At 47.1% G+C, this 18,668-nt stretch carries 14 protein-coding genes and 1 tRNA gene; 12 read left to right on the top strand and 3 right to left on the bottom strand.

All coding sequences use genetic code 11. From position 1 onward, the window contains the following. Positions 1–124 precede the first annotated feature (124 nt). The 3 genes from QUA58_RS12835 (at position 125) to QUA58_RS12825 (ending at position 1,729) form a co-directional block, all read left to right on the top strand. Positions 125–289, top strand: coding sequence for a hypothetical protein (locus QUA58_RS12835; protein ID WP_333394361.1), 165 nt, complete (start codon positions 125–127; stop codon positions 287–289). Between the two features lie 436 nt (positions 290–725). Then, a complete protein-coding gene (locus QUA58_RS12830) occupies positions 726–1,436 on the top strand; it encodes a peptidoglycan-binding protein (RefSeq protein ID WP_333250565.1) in 711 nt (236 codons plus the stop codon). A gap of 211 nt (positions 1,437–1,647) precedes the next feature. Beyond that, positions 1,648–1,729: transfer RNA gene (locus QUA58_RS12825), tRNA-Leu, on the top strand. 565 nt (positions 1,730–2,294) lie between these two features. Here the strand turns inward: QUA58_RS12825 and QUA58_RS12820 are convergent. The 3 genes from QUA58_RS12820 to QUA58_RS12810 all read right to left on the bottom strand — a co-directional run bounded on the left by QUA58_RS12820 (position 2,295) and on the right by QUA58_RS12810 (position 8,785). Then, positions 2,295–4,604 (bottom strand): DNA phosphorothioation-associated putative methyltransferase, encoded by a 2,310-nt coding sequence (locus QUA58_RS12820; RefSeq protein WP_333394358.1) that lies wholly within the window; start codon positions 4,602–4,604, stop codon positions 2,295–2,297. Between the two features lie 207 nt (positions 4,605–4,811). After that, complete coding sequence (locus tag QUA58_RS12815) at positions 4,812–8,228, bottom strand: response regulator (protein WP_333250561.1); 3,417 nt, start codon at positions 8,226–8,228, stop codon at positions 4,812–4,814. Positions 8,229–8,353: 125 nt separating this feature from the next. Beyond that, on the bottom strand, positions 8,354–8,785 hold the full coding sequence (locus QUA58_RS12810; RefSeq protein WP_333076249.1) for a response regulator: 432 nt from the start codon (positions 8,783–8,785) through the stop codon (positions 8,354–8,356). Between the two features lie 257 nt (positions 8,786–9,042). On the opposite strand from QUA58_RS12810, the gene purC reads away from it, so the two are divergent. The 9 genes from purC (at position 9,043) to QUA58_RS12765 (ending at position 18,523) form a co-directional block, all read left to right on the top strand. Continuing rightward, positions 9,043–9,771 (top strand): phosphoribosylaminoimidazolesuccinocarboxamide synthase, encoded by a 729-nt coding sequence (gene purC, locus QUA58_RS12805; protein ID WP_333250560.1) that lies wholly within the window; start codon positions 9,043–9,045, stop codon positions 9,769–9,771. 190 nt (positions 9,772–9,961) lie between these two features. After that, entirely contained in the window at positions 9,962–12,343 is a 2,382-nt protein-coding gene (locus tag QUA58_RS12800; RefSeq protein ID WP_333394356.1) for a BamA/TamA family outer membrane protein, read from the top strand. Between the two features lie 20 nt (positions 12,344–12,363). Next, on the top strand, positions 12,364–12,486 hold the full coding sequence (locus tag QUA58_RS12795; protein WP_333394354.1) for a hypothetical protein: 123 nt from the start codon (positions 12,364–12,366) through the stop codon (positions 12,484–12,486). A gap of 240 nt (positions 12,487–12,726) precedes the next feature. Next, positions 12,727–13,581: a UDP-3-O-acyl-N-acetylglucosamine deacetylase gene (gene lpxC / locus QUA58_RS12790; protein WP_333394352.1), complete on the top strand. Its 855-nt coding sequence runs from the start codon at positions 12,727–12,729 to the stop codon at positions 13,579–13,581. An 82-nt stretch (positions 13,582–13,663) separates the two neighbouring features. After that, positions 13,664–14,185, top strand: coding sequence for a 3-hydroxyacyl-ACP dehydratase FabZ (fabZ, locus tag QUA58_RS12785; protein WP_333250552.1), 522 nt, complete (start codon positions 13,664–13,666; stop codon positions 14,183–14,185). Between the two features lie 249 nt (positions 14,186–14,434). Continuing rightward, complete coding sequence (gene lpxA, locus QUA58_RS12780; RefSeq protein ID WP_333250550.1) at positions 14,435–15,229, top strand: acyl-ACP--UDP-N-acetylglucosamine O-acyltransferase; 795 nt, start codon at positions 14,435–14,437, stop codon at positions 15,227–15,229. 41 nt (positions 15,230–15,270) lie between these two features. Beyond that, on the top strand, positions 15,271–15,870 hold the full coding sequence (locus QUA58_RS12775; protein ID WP_333250549.1) for a Uma2 family endonuclease: 600 nt from the start codon (positions 15,271–15,273) through the stop codon (positions 15,868–15,870). A 22-nt stretch (positions 15,871–15,892) separates the two neighbouring features. After that, positions 15,893–17,050 carry a lipid-A-disaccharide synthase gene (lpxB, locus tag QUA58_RS12770; RefSeq protein ID WP_333250548.1) on the top strand — a complete coding sequence of 386 codons (1,158 nt, stop codon included), beginning with the start codon at positions 15,893–15,895 and terminating at the stop codon, positions 17,048–17,050. A 207-nt stretch (positions 17,051–17,257) separates the two neighbouring features. Next, positions 17,258–18,523 carry a DNA cytosine methyltransferase gene (locus QUA58_RS12765; RefSeq protein WP_333394350.1) on the top strand — a complete coding sequence of 422 codons (1,266 nt, stop codon included), beginning with the start codon at positions 17,258–17,260 and terminating at the stop codon, positions 18,521–18,523. Positions 18,524–18,668 lie beyond the last annotated feature (145 nt).

Here is an 18,668-nt window from a genome sequence, read left to right as displayed (position 1 = left end):
TAGCAACTTCACTTTGCAGACTTTAAAATTACAAAAAAAGTAGCTCCTTAAAAAAAGGGCGATACTGTTTGAGTATCGCCTAATTTCACAGCGGAAATCAAAAGTCTTAAATAAGGGAGTATGTATGTCTGAACTCTTTCAGGAGACTTCTTGCAAAAGTCCTTTTAAGCAAATTTTAGGACGGGTTCTCCGGCCCATCCCACAAGAGAAAAAACTTTTTGTGGGATGGGCCGGAGAACCCGTGCCAGCTATTTTTGCAAGAGGTCTTTTGTACAAAATCCGCCTGTAAAGATTTGTGAATAACGGCAGGTTTTGTACCATAAGACTGAGGATAAAAGACGTGGTTTAGACGAGAATATCAGCTTTAGTAACGAAATATCTCAAAATCAACCGGGTTTATTAGAAATAGTGCGAACCGGCCCCTACTTCTAACAGGCAACTTCCAACTCGCAACTTCTGAGTGCTGGTGTCCCCATTGCCGAAATTGTAGAGACCGGGGCGGATATAGCAACCGCGCCAGAAGGTTAGAACTTTCTTAATGGCCCAAACCAATGCGGTCTATTACCCCTTCTCTCGGACTTCTTGTTACCCGATCGCGAAGTCGAAGGGCTTTCTTCCTTCTTCATTCTGCTATATGTCTCAGAAAGCTGTCCGGGTAATACAATTAGATTTAGAAACATGAAAACAGGGAAACCTTGTCAAACCTCACTAATAGGATGAAATTTATGCGTGTGACTACTGTTACGATTTTCAGCTTGATCGCTCTGCTCGCTCCCGGCTTAACCCGAAAGGCAACTGCTGCTTTTGACTCCGAACCATTTGTGCAGGAACAGTACCGCAGAGACTTTACGGCTCCCGCCGATCCGGGCGCGTCAGCATCGCCCGAAGGAAATTCCCAAGGAGATATGTTTAACAAGCCTTTTTACGCGGGCGAGCAGCCGCCAGTGAAAAAGGAAAAAACTATCTCGGCGGGATCTGACGGGCCAGAAGTTGCAGCCATACAGCAACGGTTGCAGGTGCACAGTTTCAAGGTGGGGACGATCGACGGTTCCTATGGCTCTCGCACTACATCGGCTGTGAGTGCCTTTCAGCAGTCTAAGGGTTTGAATGCCGACGGCATTGTGAACAAAGAAACTTGGACAGCTTTAGCAGCAGATCCGGCATCAGCTCCTGAAACTGTGCAGAGCAATGCTCCAATTCTGAACGATGCTGCTGTTCCCGGCAATCCTCCAACTCTTCTAAATAAAGGCGCTGTCGGTTCCAAGGTGAAGACGCTACAGGTGCGTTTGGAAATACAGGGTTACGATCCGGGCCGGATCGACGGCATTTTTGGCGCTCGCACTGCTACGGCTGTCAAGAGCTTTCAGGAGTATAAGGGTTTAACGGCTAACGGCATGGTGGACGAAACAACCTGGAAGGCGCTGGGCCAAAAGTAAGTGACAAGTGAAAAATACGGAAATTTGCTGTGGCGATAACTAATGATTGAACCCGGTGTCCAAAAATGACCGGGTTTCTCGATGTTGGGCGATCGAGCAATTTGGTCATCACCCTGCGGATTTATCAGTGGGTCGCTTCCTTCAATCTAAAATCTAAAATCGATGTTGACCGATCGCTTTGTTGTGTGCTATAGTAGTAAAATGTCAAAATGCGGATATGGCGAAATTGGCAGACGCGCCAGATTTAGGTTCTGGTTCCGAAAGGAGTGAAGGTTCAAGTCCTTTTATCCGCACTACTCTCAACGCTTTGTACATCAATAGTTTCAGGTTTGTTACTGTACAGTAACAAATTATTTGTCACTAATAATCGATCTCCTCATCATTAGCACCAGGTCTGAGATTTTTGATCACTGGAGGTGCATTGGCCGCCAGCCAATTATGAATTCTTTTCCAAATTATTTTCATGAGAAAACCTCCTAAGCCTGTTTGTTTAAGTGCAGTTCTTTTTCGCCATACTTCCGCAACACCCTGCCCTGGCTGTAGGCAAGAATTGGGAAGGTATCGAAACAGTTCGTTGTGCGGTCATTTGCACTTCACTTTTCAATACGCTCAAGTTCCTCCCGTACAACTCTTCGTAAGGTTTCTTCCAAAGGATCACAGCTCTGCTGGATATATTGACGCAACGCTTCATTAATCAAGCTTGGGTAGTTCCCTCTATCTGCTACATGAACTTGCTCGCGAAACCACGCTAAAACCTCATCTTATCATCTAACCAAATTGCGATCCGAGTTTTCCTAGGTAATGTTAATTCGATCGCCCTTTGCTTACCCTGACTAAAATCATACTCTGCTTCCATGACTATTCCTCTCCCTCTTCTTTTTCCTCCTCTGCGCCCTCTGCGCTCTCTGCGGTTTGTTCAATCTTTCCTGCATTAAACTCAATCTTTTTCTGTTGGCGTTCCGACGCTGCTTTTTGCAGCATTTTCAACCTTTCTGGGTCAGAATTCGATCGCCAAAACAACTTATGATCCTTAATTTTAACGCAGTTTTCCTCCAAACACTTCACCCACTCGCGATGTTTCTTAACTGCGCCACGATCGAGAATCCCTAACTTTTCTTCTTGGCGGGTGAGTTTCACAAACTTTTCGTAATGGGGATAAGTAGCAGTAACAAAAGCTTCTTTTCTAACTAAAATTGGCGGATTATACAAATCAGAATAGTCTTGATAGCCCACAGAAAGGTCGCGCAAACTTATGTGCATGGAAGTGTGGAGGGCTGGATGCGGGTTAGTGTCAAAATCGGGATAAAATAAATAGGAAATTTTTGGTTTATGAGCGTAAAATTTGATAATTGTAGCGCCATCAAGCCTGCCAATTGTGCGGTTGGCGCAGCCTTCGTAGAGCCGCAGCAAAGGGTCTAGTTCTTCTAATGCAGAGACGTGAACGGAAAGGGAACCATGCTGTTTGTAGCCGATCGCACTATCTTCACAGCAGTCAGCCACAATATCAGGTTTGCTCAGACTATATAGCATTAAATCTGCCAAAGTGCAAGCTTTTTGATAATTGTCAAACAAACCTTTGATATCATTGCGGATTTGAGCCGGGAGTCGGCGGAGTGAAGGCCGATCGCCCAAACCGTTGAGAGCGAGATATACCAGCAAATCTTGGCGACGCTTGTCGGCGATTGTTTCCCAATCATCCGCATCCGTTGCTTGCAAAATCACCCTCCAAGCGCGATTAAAACTGTGGAATTCCCCCTTAATTGGCGATTCTTCAGCTAATTCGCCTTTAACAGGAAGGCGGCCCCGATCACTAACAAAAGCCATCAAAGGAGCCAACATTTCCGCATAATCCTCAAACCGCTTAACTTGCGATCGCACTCTGGGAGTCGATAAGTGCGATCGAAACCGAGAAGCACGAAAACCTTCACCCTCCGCAGCATCCCGAAACACAAAATAAATCCCCAAAGCAACAGGAATTGCATCAACACTCAAAACTTGGTCAATATAAACCTTCAACTCTTCTTGTTGGTAATACTTCTGAAAAGTATTCCGAGAAGTAATCACCCCATCCCCATAAGCAATTTGGCCTCGATCGCTATCATCAATCAAAACCTGAGCCGCCACAACTAATAAACTCTTAGTTAATTCCCAAGCATTCAGCAAAGCTTCTCGGCGTTCACCCAAAGATTCAATGACATTAATCACATAACCAATATTCACAATATCAGCACAAATTCGCGGATTTTGCGGCTGATAGTATGGGTCCCAACCAGAAATAGCATAACCCTCTTGTGCAATATATTTAATATCCCCGCCGTAACCGCAACCGTAGTCAAAAAAAGTCGCCCCGTCCCTCACTAAATCATCTTCTAAAACCAGACGCAGAGGTTTAGAAAGCGAATTACGTACCATTGCAGCTTTGTGTCGCTCGATCTTAGGAATTGATAGCTCACTATTCTCCTGTTTCAAACGCTCGACAACAGTATGATCTTTGATTTCTACACCGCAATATCCCAAATATTTGAGCCAACCCTCGCGAGTGCCGATAACGCTAGTATTGTCAAGCAGTCCCCACTTTTCCTCGCAGCGAGTCAGCCTCGCAAACTTTTCGTAATGGGGATAATCCGCAGCTACAAAAGTTTCCTTACGGTGCAAAACAGGGGGATTTTCGCTGTTGCTGTAATCAAAATATTTAACTTCCCCGGTTGCTAGATTAATCTGGATGCTGGTTTGCAAAGCAGGATGAGCATCTGTATCGAAATCAGGGTAAAAAAGATAAGATATTTTAGGTTGATGGAGCAAAAATTTAACTAAAGTTGCTTCATCAATATTTTTGAGAGTGCGTCTGGCACAATTTTCGTAGATTCCGAGGACAGGGTTGAGTGTCTGCAAAGCTGAAACGTGAACGTAAAAAGCCGTCGGTAATTTTTTTCCCACCTTGCTTTCCCGACAGCAGCGAGCCGCCTTTGCCACCAGATTGTCAACACATACATTATTGATTTCATCGAGCGGGTACGGCACAGCATTTGCCGAATCTTGCTCAGAGATAGCCTCGTTTTCGTACAATAAAACTTCCTGAGCAAAAGCCATCAAAGGCGTTAGCAGTTTTTCATCATTTTCTAATGAATCGCTATCTAAAATAGTGTTTGTACTGGTATCGTAATTCATAGCTAAATTAATTATTTTTTTAATTAACCGCAGAGAAAGCAGAGGACACGGAGTAAATAAATAAACAAAATTTTCCTAAAATTTCTATATGTTAGGATGCACACTCCGTACCGTACCGCTTTATTTCTTAGTCTTTTAGAGAGGGACTTCGTTTGTGTAATGGCGATTTTAATCGCCGACTAATATCGACTACGAGCGAGTAAGATATTAACCAAACATTCGAGTTTCCACAAATTCTTGAACGCGGGCTAAATGACTGGACAAACTCACTAATATGTTCTCAACCCTCTCAATATTTAACAATTCCACCTCTGATGGTTTAGATTGAAAGCCTCGCGCTTGATGCTCCAATTGTGCGGCCAAATCCGACATCATAGCAACTCCCACATTAGCAGAAGTTCCCTTGAGACGGTGTGCTTGATATTCCACAGCTTGCCAATCTTTAGCTTCTACGGCTATTTTGGCAGCAGCCACATCAGCTTGCGCGCTTGCCACAAAAGCTTGCAAAAGTCGCTCTGGCAATTTAATATTAACTCGTCCGAGTTGCTCCAATCTGCTCTTGTCGAACAGTCCGTCGTCGTCTCTATGTTCCCAAGTTTGAAGTGCGATCGCCCTTGGTGCCGGCACAGCCACAACCTGCACTTTTTCCAAAATTTCTGTATAATTTGTTACTAATTGAGATTGATTTTCTGAATTAATACTTTTAACTCCATACTTATTTTCAAACTGAACATTTCGGGCTTCATACTTTTTCAGGGCCGCCGCCAAAGCATCTAAATCTACAGGTTTGCTGAGATAATCGTCCATCCCCGCCGCCAGACACTTTTCTCGTTCCCCCGGCATAGCATGAGCAGTTAAAGCCATCACAAAAGTATGCCGATCGCTTCCTTCGATTTCCCTCAACTTTTGCGCCGTTTTGTAACCATCAAGTACCGGCATTTGACAGTCCATCAGCACTAAATCATAGCTTTTTTTTGCCAGCAAATCCAGCGCTTCTTGACCGTTGACCACGCAGTCAGCTTGATAGCCTAAAACTGCCAACTGTTCGACAAGAACTTGTTGATTGATCGGGTGGTCTTCCGCCACCAAAATTCTCAACGATAACGGCGAATTGGAAGTAACATATTGAGAATTAACTGGTGGCAACTTGCAAGTATTAGCAGCCTCCACTCTCCCAAAATCTCCCGTTCCCTTCACCGGCGCAAGCATTGCCTCAAGCAGGCGGCTTGGCCGCACTGGCTCGATCAAATATCCGTTAAAACCCTGACGGCAAAGCGCTTCAGCCTTCGGCTGTTCCCGCAAAGGAGTCATGGCGATTAACGAGCCAACTATAGAGGTCGATCGCACTTTTATCGCAAATTCCTCCGCATCCAACTCCGGCATTTGCAAGTCCACAAGCACTACATCCCAGCTTTTCCCCCCCTCTCCCGAATTCTGAGAAATCCCGCCCTGGGAATTGTTCAACCAACTCAAGGCCTCAGCAGCAGTTTCTGCCTCATCGCAGCGGGCACCCCAACTTTGAGCGAGCGATCGCACTGCTGCCCTCCTCAAAGCGCTTCCAGACACTACTAACAGCTTCTTTCCCGCAAGTTCGGGTTCATGAGGCTCAACTTGCAACTGTTTTTCCAAAGGTACAGCAAACCAAAAAGTCGAACCGCTGCCTAGCAAACTGCGAACTCCAATCTCGCCTCCCATCATATCCACTAACTGCTTGCAAATCGCCAAACCCAAACCCGTGCCACCGTAAGGCCTAGTAGGAGAATCGTCTACCTGAGAAAAAGATTGGAACAGCTTTGTTTGCCCTTGGGCCGAAATTCCAATGCCAGTATCCCGCACCGAAAATAGCAATCTTGCTTCTTGTCTACCGTCTGCCAGCCGGTTGCCCTGTTTCACACTTACGTGAACTAGAACTTGACCGCGATCGGTAAATTTTATGGCATTCCCCGTCAAATTCAGCAAAACTTGCTTCAATCTGCCCGCGTCGCCCACCAACTTTCTCGGCACCGAACTGTCAACTAAAATATTCAATTCAATACCTGTTTCCTCTGCCCAATGCGCTATAATTTCTATCACCGACTCAACGCAACTATCCAAATCAAAATTAGCCTTTTCTAGCCGCATTTCTCCCGCTTCAATCTTAGAGAAATCGAGGATATCATTAATAACATTCAGCAAATGTTCAGCACTGCGGTAAATAGTCTGAGCGCAGTCCCGCTGTTTCTGTTCCAGAGGAGCGCGCAGCAGCAATTGAGCCATTGCCAAAACCCCATTCATCGGAGTGCGAATTTCGTGACTCATGTTCGCCAAGAATTGCGACTTCACCCGGCTCGCTTCTAAGGCAGTTTCCCGGGCTTCCACCAACTCATTAATCTTGTCGGCAACCATCACAATTCCCGCCACTTTCCCGTCGGGATTGTACCAAGGATGAGCGGCCCAGCGCAGGTAGATAACAGAGCCGTCTGCTCGTTCCCACGCATCTTCGCTCATAGAAACTACCTTGCCTTGGAGCACTTCTTGGTACATTACTTTCCAGCGATTCGGCGTATCTGGAAACAATTCGTAATGACTGAGGTTGTTCAAGGACTGCCACTCCAAATTAAATTGAGTCAGCCATTTGTGAGAGTTAGCTAAATAGCGCATTTCCGTATTGAACATCGCCATTGCTACGGGCACGCAGGTAATAATTTGTTTCAGTTGCTGCCGTTCTCTTTCTAGAGCATCTTCGGCTTGTTTGCGATCGGTAATGTCGCTAATCATGCCGGCCATTCGCAACGGTTTTCCTTGGGAATTGCGCTGAGCTTTTCCCTGAGAAGTGCAGTAGCGGTAAACACCGTTCGAGTGTAGCAGCCGGAATTCTACATTATAGTCTATTTCTTGTTCCAAGTGAGCCGCGATCGCCCCGACGATTCCCTCCTTGTCATCTGGGTGCAGGCGGTTGTAGAGATCTTCCATAGTCCTGCCAAATTGCTCTCGCGACAAACCGATAATTTCCAAAAGGCGATCGTTCCAATAAACCTCATTTTTACTTAAATCCCAATCCCAAATTCCATCGTTCACTCCCTCTAAAACTAACCTGTAGCGTTCCTCACTTTCCTTAAATTTTTGACTGGTATGAAACGCCTGATATTCGGCGCGGTAAACGCGCATGGCATTGTACAAACTGCGGGACAAACTCTCTGGAGAAAGCTTGCTTTTAGGGATATAATCAGAAGCTCCAGCCTTCATCAATTCCACAGCAATTTGTTCGTCCCCTTGACCTGTGAGCACAATTAAGGGAACTTTCAGCCCAGCTTCTCGTACATTTTGTACCAAACTCAATCCGTCTCCGTCCGGCAAGCCGTAGTCGAGGAATACACAGTCAAATTTGCACTCAAATATTTGATTTAATAGCAGCCCATTTTCTATCTCCTCAACCTCGCTTAAAGGTTGAGATTTATTTTGTTTGGATAGTTTAGCGGTAGCCTGAGTATAATTTTTACTGACCGAAAGTTGGGCCAGCGCATCCGCGCAGTCTTCTGCTTCAGTAACTTCTGCCGAAACACCAGCGGATTTGAGCGAACGTTTGATCGCCATTCTATCGACTGCATCGTCATCAACTATCAGAATTGTGAGAATTTTGTCCATAACAAAGGAATTGTGGATTACTCCGAAAAAGCTGCAGTCTGGAAAAAGGAATTAAAACAACTGCATCGCTGAAAAAAACACCAAGCCACATTAAAAAATTTATTTTTTATTAAATTTCCCCTATGTTAGGGAATTTCGCTCAGCATCCAGTATCTGTTTAGGGTAGCCATCACTTCCACAAAGTTAGAAAAAGTAACAGGTTTAAGAATATAGCCAGCTACATTCAAATTATAAGCTTTTACTTTATCTCTATCTTCATTAGAAGTCGTGAGGACGATTACCGGAATCGACCTCAAACATTCATCCAGTCGCAATTCTTGCAAAAACTCGATCCCGCTCATTCTCGGCATATTCAAGTCCAGCAAAATCAACCTGCGCGCTTGAGGCATGGGAGGATCAATTTTTCCTTCTCCACGTAATATAGCTAGGGCTTCTAATCCATTGGCAGCAATGTAGAGGGGGTTGACGATGTTATTTTTTTTGAAAGCTCGCCGGACGTTCATCACATCAACCTCATCATCTTCTACCAAGAGAATATGAATTTTTTTGTCTTGCATAAATCAGCCATTTTATAGATGTTTTTTAAGCGCCCGTCTGGTTGGGGAGCTTTAGTCAGCACGGATCGCGAACCCAGCAGGTTTAATCTCTATTGTCCTTTGTCCAGAATCATTTATGCCTGGGCAGATGACAGTATCTACCTACAGGTGTACTCGCCCCTCATGCTCTCAGGGGCGCGGCCGAAATCTAAAAACTCGCCAATAACGCCCGATCGAGCTACGGTAAAATCTAAAACTCATCTACATTATTAATCGCCATGTCAGCCGATCGCAAACTCTACGAAGGCAAAGCCAAAATCCTCTACTCCACCGAAGACAGCGAAATTTTGCTGACCCACTTCAAAGACGACGCCACAGCCTTTAACGCCCAGAAACGTGGCAGCATCCTCGGCAAAGGCGAAATCAACTGCGCCGTATCCGCCCACCTGTTTCGGATGCTAGAAGCCAAAGGCATTCCCACCCACTTCATCGACACGCCGGCCCCCAACCAAATGCGAGTCTGCCGCGTCAAAATCTTGCCCTTGGAAGTAGTCGTCAGAAACATAGCCGCCGGTAGTCTCTGCAAGCAAACAGGACTCGCCCTAGGCACAATTGTCAATCCGTCGCTCGTGGAATTTTATTACAAAAACGACGATTTGGGAGACCCGCTGCTGACCCGCGGCCGACTTCAGTTAATGCAGCTAGCCACCCCCGAACAAGTAGACCAACTAGAAATCGCCGCCCGCGAAATTAACGAAATACTCAAAGAATTTTTCACCCAGTGCGGCATCACCCTAGTAGACTTCAAACTAGAATTCGGTATCGACCAACATCAAAATCTAATCCTGGCCGACGAAATCAGTCCTGACACCTGCCGCCTCTGGGACAACGCAGAAACCGACCCCGACGCCCGTGTTATGGACAAAGACCGATTCCGCCGCGACTTAGGATCGGTGGAAACCGCTTATCAGCAAGTTCTCCAGCGGGTTCTCGCTCAGAAAGTCTAGAGGCTTTAACAATGCGCTACAATTGCACAGTTTGTCACCCTTGTGCCTTTGATGTCAGCAATCAGCGGTCAACAGTCATCAATTAGCGGTCAGCGCGAGATTCAACCGACTTAATAACTAATGACTATGACTAATGAATAATGACTAATGACTAATGTGGTGTGTGGATTGCCCAAAAAAGTGAACAAAAATGCGTTTATCTGCTGTATTGGTGGCAGTTTTTACTGCCTCAGCAACATTCGGGTTATCAAATTCTGCAAGTGGCCAAACATCCTACTCTGAATCAGCAGAGGAAACTTTGGCCGCCGTTACCCCCGCCCCGTCGATCGAATTACCCGATCGCCCCATTCCAGAATTAACCCAAAACCCTCCTCAAAACCGCAAAGCCGCTAAAACCGGCAAAGCGGAAGCCCTAAAAATAGTTGTGGCCCCTGCCAGAGGAGAACCCAACGACCAACCCCCAGACCGAGTAACAGACCCGCCTTCGCCGGTTTCACCTCTGATCCTTCAACTCAAACCCGAGCTAGCATCCAACCCCTCCCCCGCCTCTAGCAGCCAAAACGCCCTGCCAGAGGCGCAACAGGACAGCTCGCTCCCCCCCGAGGAATTGGCGGTAACGCCCGCCTGGATCGCAGCAGAGCTAGGGAAACCAGAGGAATCAGGGACGATCGCTCAAAACGCCCAAGTTACCCCCAGACAGGCCCCGACCAGACCGCCGACTAACACCGTTCCCCCATTGCCCCCTGGCCCAGCACCGCAGCCCAGACAAACCCCCGCACCCGCCGGGGCGGCAGAACCGCAAGTGCTAGTTGCAGAAGTTACAGTCACCGGGGCGACGGAAGACCTGGAAAGCGAAATTTACCGAGTCATCAGCACCCAACCTGGACGCACGACCAACCGCAGCCAACTGCAACAAGACATCAACGCCATTTTTGCCACAGGCTTTTTCAGAAACGTGCGGGCAGTACCGGAAGACACTCCGTTGGGCGTCCGGGTGACTTTTATTGTGCAGCCAAATCCGGTATTGCGGGGAGTGACAATCACCGGCCAGCAAGTGCTGCCCCAAAGCGTAATTGACGAAAGCTTCCGCGATCAATACGGCAAAATTCTCAACCTCCGCCGCTTTGAGGAGGGAGTGAAAAAAATTAATGCGTGGTATCAAGAGAACGGCTATGTTTTGGGCCAAATCACTGATGCCCCGCAAGTAGCAGACGACGGCACTGTCACCCTGGTAGTGGCAGAAGGCCAGATCGAATCCGTTGATGTCCGCTTCCTGAACAAGGAGGGAGAGGCAACAGATGCCACGGGTCAGCCGATCGGAGGCAACACCCGTCAGTTTGTCATCACCCGCGAAGTAGAACTCAAGCCCGGAGACATCTTTAACCGCACCAAGGCGGAAAGAGATTTGAGACGGGTGTTTGGTTTGGGAATTTTTGAAGACGTGCGACTTGCCTTGGAACCGGGAACGACTGACCCCCGCAAGGCAAGGGTAATTGTCAACGTCATCGAGAAAAATACTGGTTCTCTGGCGGCGGGTGCGGGTTTGAGTTCGGCGACGGGTTTGTTCGGTACGCTAAGTTACCAGCAGCAAAACTTGGGTGGTAGGAACCAGAAATTGGGGGCTGAAGTACAAATCGGCGAACGCCAAACGCTGTTTGACCTGAGTTTTACTGACCCCTGGATTGCAGGCGATCCTTACCGCACTTCTTTCACCGCTAATGTTTTTAGAAGACGATCGATCAGCGTGATTTTTGACGGCGGCGAACGGGAAGTCAGATTGCCCAACGACGATCGACCCCGCATCGTCCGCACAGGCGCCGGCATCAATTTCACCCGTCCCCTGTCGCGCAATCCTTTTGCCGATTCTGAGTGGACAGCTTCAGTCGGCTTGCAGTACCAGCGAGTCTCAATTACCGATCGCAAAGGCCGTCGCGAATCCGAGGACGAACTCGGCAACCTGTTAAGTTTTAGCGATTCCGGCTCCGACGACTTGACAACATTGCAAGCAGGTGCGGTGCGCGATCGGCGCAACGACCCCCTCCGCCCCACTAGCGGTTCCCTGCTCAGGTTTGGGATGGAACAATCGATTCCTGTAGGTTCCGGCAGCATCCTCTTAAACCGCCTGCGGGCCAGCTACAGCTTGTACCTACCAGTCAAGTACACTAGCTTTGCTCCCGGCCCTCAAACCCTGGCATTTAGTGTTAAAGGCGGCACCGTATTCGGAGATTTGCCTCCCTACGAAGCTTTTGCCTTGGGCGGCGCCAACTCGGTGCGCGGGTACGCCGAAGGCGACCTCGGAGCAGGTCGCAGTTTTCTAGAAGCCAGCGTAGAGTACCGTTTCCCGATTATTTCGTTTATCGGCGGAGCACTATTCTTGGATGCTGGCACTGACTTGGGCACAGGCAAAGATGTCCCCGGCGACCCAGCCGGTATCCGCGAAAAGCCCGGTAGCGGTTACGGTTACGGCCTCGGCGTGCGGATTCAATCTCCTTTAGGGCCGATCCGGATCGATTACGGTATCAACGACACTGGGGACAATCAAATTCACTTTGGGATTGGCGAGCGGTTCTAATGACAGTTGACAGTTGACAGTTGACAGTTGGCAGTTGGCAGTTGGCAGTTGACAGTTGGCAGTTGACAGTTGGCAGTTGGCAGTTGGCAGTTGACAGTTGTCAGTTGACAGTTGGCAGTTGGCAGTTGACAGTTGGCAGTTGACAGCTTGCCCTGAGCTTGTCGAAGGGTTGACAGTTGACAGTTGTCAGTTGTCATTAGTTACGAGTAATGGGTAATTGCTAATTGCTAATTGCTAATTACTAATTCTCCCAATCTCCCCTCTCCCACTCTCCCACTCTCCCACTCTCCCACTCTTCCCTCTTCCTTCGGTCAAGTGTCAACTCTTCTCTAAGCGAGCCGGCAAGCTGTCAACTGTCAACTGTCAACTGTCAACTGTTCCAAATGACTCAACATACCTTAAAATCTGAATTTGAACTGTCAGGAATCGGTTTGCACAGCGGCGAACAAACTCGCGTCCGAGTTTTGCCGGCGGAGGTTGGGCAAGGCCGCTATTTTGTCAGAATAGACTTGCCCGGTGCTCCGATAATTCCTGCAAAAATTGAGGCAGTTTGTCAGACTGCACTTTCCACTGAACTGGCAGGTATCGATGCTCAAATTCGCACTGTAGAGCATCTATTAGCCGCTTTGGCGGCGATGGGAGCAGATAATGCTCGAATTGAGGTTGATGGGCCGGAAGTGCCGCTGCTGGACGGCTCGGCTCTGGTTTGGGTAGAGGCGATCGCCCATACCGGCTTAGTTCCTCAAGAATCGAAGCAATACCCCACTTCCTCCTGCGTCCTAGAACAGCCTATTTGGGTGCGTCACGGGGATGCTTTTGCAGCAGCTTTACCCTCAGCCGAAACTCGATTTAGTTACGGAATTGATTTTGAGGAACAGGCGATCGGCAATCAATGGTACAGTTGGTCGCCAGAGGCAGAAAGTTTTGCTAGCGCGATCGCCCCAGCCCGCACTTTTGGACTTGCTCGCCAAGTTGACCAATTGCGACAAGCGGGTTTGATCAAAGGTGGTACCCTAGAGAACGCCTTAGTTTGCGATCGATCCGGCTGGCTCAACCCGCCTTTGAGATTTGCCAACGAGCCGGTGCGCCATAAAATCCTAGACTTAGTAGGCGACCTCAGTCTGCTGGGAACTTTGCCAAAAGCTCACTACTTGGCTTACAAAGCCAGTCACAACCTGCACGTCCAACTCGCCCAAGCCCTGAAATCGGAAGCTCTAGCCACCCTAGATAAAAGTTAGGAAAAAACAGGTGATCTGTTAAGATTGCATCTGCCTTCTGCCTTCTGCCTTCTGCCATACCACACTCAAAAGTCTTCAAGCAATGTCTACGCTGACTGAAGTTAACACCCTCAATACTGCTAATTCTGAATCCGTCCCCACCGAGAACGGTGAAGATTCTCCAGCGGTTAAATCTACTTTTACTCTCGAAGAAATTCAGAAATTATTGCCTCACCGCTATCCTTTTGCACTGGTAGACAAGATTGTTGATTACGTGCCGTCCGAGAGGGCTGTAGGAATTAAAAATGTGACTTTTAACGAACCACATTTTCAAGGGCATTTTCCCGAAAGGCCGATTATGCCAGGAGTATTAATTGTTGAAGCGATGGCTCAAGTTGGCGGTATTGTCCTCGTTCAGTTGCCCGACATCGAGCAAGGATTGTGGATGTTTACGGGAATTGATAAAGTCAAGTTCCGCCGTCAGGTTGTACCGGGCGATCAGTTGCTGATGACTGTAGAATTGCTGTGGGTGAAACGCCGCCGCTTCGCAAAAATCCAGGCTCTCGCTGAAGTAGACGGACAAAAGGTTTGTGAAGGAGAATTGATGTTTTCGATGGTAGATTAAATTGGGGAATTGGTAAGATTTTGCGGGTAATTGTGAGTTGTGATTTTTGAGTTTTGAATTTTACTTGAAACCGCCAAGCGTTGCTAGGAACCAAGCAATCTTAAAATTAAAAAGTTTCCTTCTTCCCTCTTCCCTCTTCTCTCTTCCTTCTTCCTTCTTCTTTCTTTTTTCTTTTTACCCTGAGCGAAGCCGAAGGGCCTTCTTCCTTCTTCCTTCTTCCTTCCCACTTACCAGCAAAAAAACTGACAAATGCTTACTTTGATTCACCCAACTGCTGTGATTCATCCCCGCGCCGAACTGCACCCAACTGTAGAAGTGGGCGCTTATGCTGTAATTGGGGAAAGAGTGAAAATCGGGCCGGAGACTAAGATTGGCGCTCATGCAATTATCGACGGGCTAACAGAAATAGGCGCTGGCAATCAAATTTTCCCCGGTGCTGCGATTGGTTTGGAACCTCAAGATTTGAAATATGAGGGTTCTCCCACTAGGGTAACAATTGGCGACAGCAATGTGATTCGGGAATACGTGACAATTAACCGCGCTACTGGAGCCGGGGAAAGCACCACAATTGGCGATCGTAATCTGTTGATGGCTTATGTTCATGTGGGACACAATTGTGCGATCGCCGATCGAGTAATTATCGCCAATGCTGTAGCCTTAGCCGGACACGTTAAAATCGAGTCTCAAGCCCGCTTGAGCGGTGTTTTGGGGGTTCACCAGTTTGTCCACATCGGCCGCTTGTCTATGGTGGGCGGCTTGAGCAGGATCGATCGAGACGTACCTCCTTATATGCTAGTCGAGGGGAATCCTTCGAGAGTGCGAGCTATCAACAAAATAGGCTTAGAGCGCGCCGGTTTTACCGCAGAAGATTTGCTAGTTTTGAAGAAAACTTTTCGGATTTTATACCGTTCTGGCTACACTCTAAATCAAGCTTTGGAACAGTTGGATTTGTTGCAGGAAAACCCCCATTTGCAGCACCTGCGGAGATTTGTGCAGCAGTCTATAACCAAAGGGCGGCGCGGTTTGATTCCTGGTAAGAAATGAATGAGGTAGAGTAAACCTATGAACTAAGCGACTGTTGCCATATGAATGTATATACTTCAGTCAAATCTACATCCTATAAAACAGAACAAGATGGCTGCATTACGTTCTCAGATGTTAGTTGGGAGCAATTTGAAGCGATAGAAGCAGCTTTTAAAGATGTCAGAGGTGTGAAATTTTTCTATCTCGATCGCACACTGCAAATTATGACTGTCTCGCCCGAACAGGAAATAATCAAAAAAACTCTCTGTATGCTGCTAGAGGCATACATGAGAGCCAGCGGAATTCGATTTTACAAGGGCGGGCCGACTCTGGGTAACAGAGAGTTAGGAGGTAGAAAAGAGCCGGATGATTCTTATGACATAGGAGTCCCAAAAACAATCCCAGATATTGCTATTGAAGTAGTAATTACCAGCGGCGGGATAGACACTCTAGAATTTTACAAAAGATTGGGCGTGCGGGAAGTTTGGTTTTGGCAAAACCACCAGTTATCTCTCTACTGCTTGAGAAGTGAAAATTACGAGCAAGTTACCCGCAGTACATTTCTGCCTGACCTAGATTTAGAATTACTATTGCGCTGTGCTAATATGCCAGATAAATACGATGCTATAACTGAATTATTACAACAAATATCACCGGTTTAAAGTCAGAGTTTAATTAACTAAGATGAAAATTTTTATCAGCACTGGTGAGGTTTCTGGCGATTTGCAAGGAGCTTTGTTAGTTGCAGCCTTAAAACGTCACGCTGTCGCCGCTGGTTTGGAGTTAGAAATAACCGCATTGGGCGGGGGGCGCATGGCGGAAGCTGGGGCTACTCTTTTAGGCGATACTGTGGGCATTGGTTCTATGGGCATTATAGAATCAGTACCCTATATTTTGCCGACTATCAAAGTTCAGCAAAAAGCTAAACAATATCTCAAAAAGTTTCCTCCTGATGCCGTTGTATTGATTGATTATTTGACTCCCAATCTCGGTATTGGTAGTTACATTCGCCGCTGTTTGCCGAATTTGCCTGTGGTTTGGTACATCGCACCTCAAGAATGGGTTTGCTCGATTTCTCCTCGCAATACTGAGCTGATTGTCAATATTGCCGATCGAATTTTGGCGATTTTCCCCGAGGAAGCTAGTTATTATCAGAAAAAAGGAGCTCAAGTGAGTTGGGTTGGTCATCCTTTGGTGGATAGAATGCAATCTGCGCCCAGCCGGGAAGTTGCCCGCAAAACTTTGGGAATTGTGCCGGAACAGGTGTCGATCGCCCTAATTCCCGCTTCTAGACACCAAGAACTCAAGTACCTGATGCCGGTTATATTTGAGGCTGCTCAAATTATTCAAGCTAAATTGCCGCAAGTTCATTTCTGGATTCCGCTTTCTCAAGCAGCTTTCCGCAGCAAAATCGAACAGGCGATCGAGAATTACGGTTTGCGGGCTACTTTGTTAGAAAATCAAACTTTGGAAATTTTGGCTGCTGCCGATCTGGCTATTACTAAATCTGGTACTGTTAATTTAGAGCTGGCTTTGCTCGACGTTCCGCAAGTTGTCGCCTACCGCGTTAGTCGAATTACGGCGATTATTGCTCGCCACGTGCTGAAATTGTCGATTCCTTTTATCTCTCCGCCCAACTTAGTACACATGAAGCCGATCGTCCCTGAGTTGCTGCAAGACGACGCCACAGCAGAAAATATAGTGAACCATGCACTGGAATTGCTGCAAAATCCCGATCGACGCCAGCAAACTTTGGCAGGTTATCGGGAAATGCGCGAAAGTCTCGGAGATGTTGGTGCGTGCGATCGGGCCGCTGCGGAAATAATGAAAAATTTCAGTTGACAGTTGACAGTTGACAGTTGACAGTTGACAGTTGACAGTTGACAGTTGACAGTTGACAGATGAGTGCGACCTCTACCTGGAAGGAAGAGGATTGGAGTAATGAATAGTCTTCTTTTAATTTCTCCCGATCAGGCTTGGGGCTTTAAACCAATTCTTTCTGGTAAAATTAAATACAGCAAATTAAAGCAACTTTGTTATTGAAATGTTATGCCAAGCTATCGGAAAAAGCGACCGATCGCTGTTGATTTATTTGCAGGTGCAGGCGGCATGACCCTGGGCTTTGAACAAGCAGGTTTTGATGTACTTGCATCAGTCGAAATTGACCCTATTCACTGCGCCACACACGAGTTTAATTTCCCGCTGTGTTCTATTTTGTGCAAAGATGTCGCAGAGCTTCGGGGATCGGAAATTCGGAAAAAATCGGCGATCGGGCGGCGCGAGATAGACGTAGTAATCAGCGGTTCGCCCTGTCAAGGATTCTCCATGATGGGCAAGCGCGAGGTGGACGACCCACGAAATTCTTTAATTTTTCACTTTCAGCGCTTAGTTTTGGAGCTAAAACCCAAGTTTTTTGTAATGGAAAATGTAGCGGGAATTGCATCAGGAGAACACAAAGAACTCCTGAATCTTTTAATTAGCTCTTTTCTGAAATGTGGCTATAAAGTAGAAGAAAATTATCAAGTTCTCAACGCTGTTAACTATGGAGTTCCGCAAGCTCGCAAACGATTGTTTTTGATTGGGTGCAGAGCAGGTTATGAGCTACCCAAATACCCTGAAAAAACTACGATACTGCCGAAAATTAAAATTCCTAAACGCTATAAAAAAATTAATTTACCTGCTGTCCCGACAGTTTGGGATGCGATTGGAGATTTGCCGGAAGTGGAAAAGTACAGCGAGTTGCTGCACCGAGATTGGGTAATCGCGGAGTACGGAAAGTGCAGCAGCGATTACGCGAGTTTTTTGCGCGGATTGGATGATTTTGAAAATGATTATGCTTACGATCGCCAGTACGATCGACAAATCCTCTCTTGTAGTTTGCGAACTAAACATTCTCAGGAATGTATGGAAAGGTTTCATGCGGCTAAACACGGCGAAAAAGAGCCGATCAGCCGTTTTTACAAGCTTCACCTCGACGGAGTTTGCAACACTCTCAGGGCTGGAACCGACCGGGCTAGGGGGGCTTATACTTCGCCGAGACCGATTCACCCGATCGCGCCTCGGTGCATTACAGTCAGAGAAGCTGCGCGACTGCATTCCTATCCTGACTGGTTTAGATTTCACGTCACAAAATGGCACGGTTTTCGCCAAGTAGGAAATTCTGTACCGCCGCTACTGGCGAAAGCTGTAGCAGCGCAGATTATTAGCGCTTTGGGCGTGGAAGCAATTAAGCCGAGTCTCAAGTTGACCTGGGGAGATGATTCGTTGCTGCAACTGAATTGGTCGGAAGCAGAACAATATTATCTAAAAAGTTAAGAGTTAGATTAAATTATCTCTAACGGGGAATTGGTGAGTAGTAATTGGGAATTGGAAATTGGTAATTGCTCATAAAAATTCATACGGGATGCGGGAAACTCAGCGGCTTTAGCCCTGAGAGGTAAGCGACACGGGGGACTTCAGT

It is taken from the genome of Microcoleus sp. N9_A1 (genome assembly GCF_036701795.1).
Lineage (GTDB): Bacteria > Cyanobacteriota > Cyanobacteriia > Cyanobacteriales > Microcoleaceae > Microcoleus.
This window is presented reverse-complemented; position numbering and strand designations above follow the sequence as displayed.

Coding starts and splice junctions, on each gene's coding strand:
- QUA58_RS12835 (WP_333394361.1), top strand. CDS start 125: ATGTCTGAACTCTTTCAGGAGACTTCTTGCAAAAGTCCTTTTAAGCAA.
- QUA58_RS12830 (WP_333250565.1), top strand. CDS start 726: ATGCGTGTGACTACTGTTACGATTTTCAGCTTGATCGCTCTGCTCGCT.
- QUA58_RS12820 (WP_333394358.1), bottom strand. CDS start 4,604: ATGAATTACGATACCAGTACAAACACTATTTTAGATAGCGATTCATTA.
- QUA58_RS12815 (WP_333250561.1), bottom strand. CDS start 8,228: ATGGACAAAATTCTCACAATTCTGATAGTTGATGACGATGCAGTCGAT.
- QUA58_RS12810 (WP_333076249.1), bottom strand. CDS start 8,785: ATGCAAGACAAAAAAATTCATATTCTCTTGGTAGAAGATGATGAGGTT.
- purC (WP_333250560.1), top strand. CDS start 9,043: ATGTCAGCCGATCGCAAACTCTACGAAGGCAAAGCCAAAATCCTCTAC.
- QUA58_RS12800 (WP_333394356.1), top strand. CDS start 9,962: ATGCGTTTATCTGCTGTATTGGTGGCAGTTTTTACTGCCTCAGCAACA.
- lpxC (WP_333394352.1), top strand. CDS start 12,727: ATGACTCAACATACCTTAAAATCTGAATTTGAACTGTCAGGAATCGGT.
- fabZ (WP_333250552.1), top strand. CDS start 13,664: ATGTCTACGCTGACTGAAGTTAACACCCTCAATACTGCTAATTCTGAA.
- lpxA (WP_333250550.1), top strand. CDS start 14,435: ATGCTTACTTTGATTCACCCAACTGCTGTGATTCATCCCCGCGCCGAA.
- QUA58_RS12775 (WP_333250549.1), top strand. CDS start 15,271: ATGAATGTATATACTTCAGTCAAATCTACATCCTATAAAACAGAACAA.
- lpxB (WP_333250548.1), top strand. CDS start 15,893: ATGAAAATTTTTATCAGCACTGGTGAGGTTTCTGGCGATTTGCAAGGA.
- QUA58_RS12765 (WP_333394350.1), top strand. CDS start 17,258: ATGCCAAGCTATCGGAAAAAGCGACCGATCGCTGTTGATTTATTTGCA.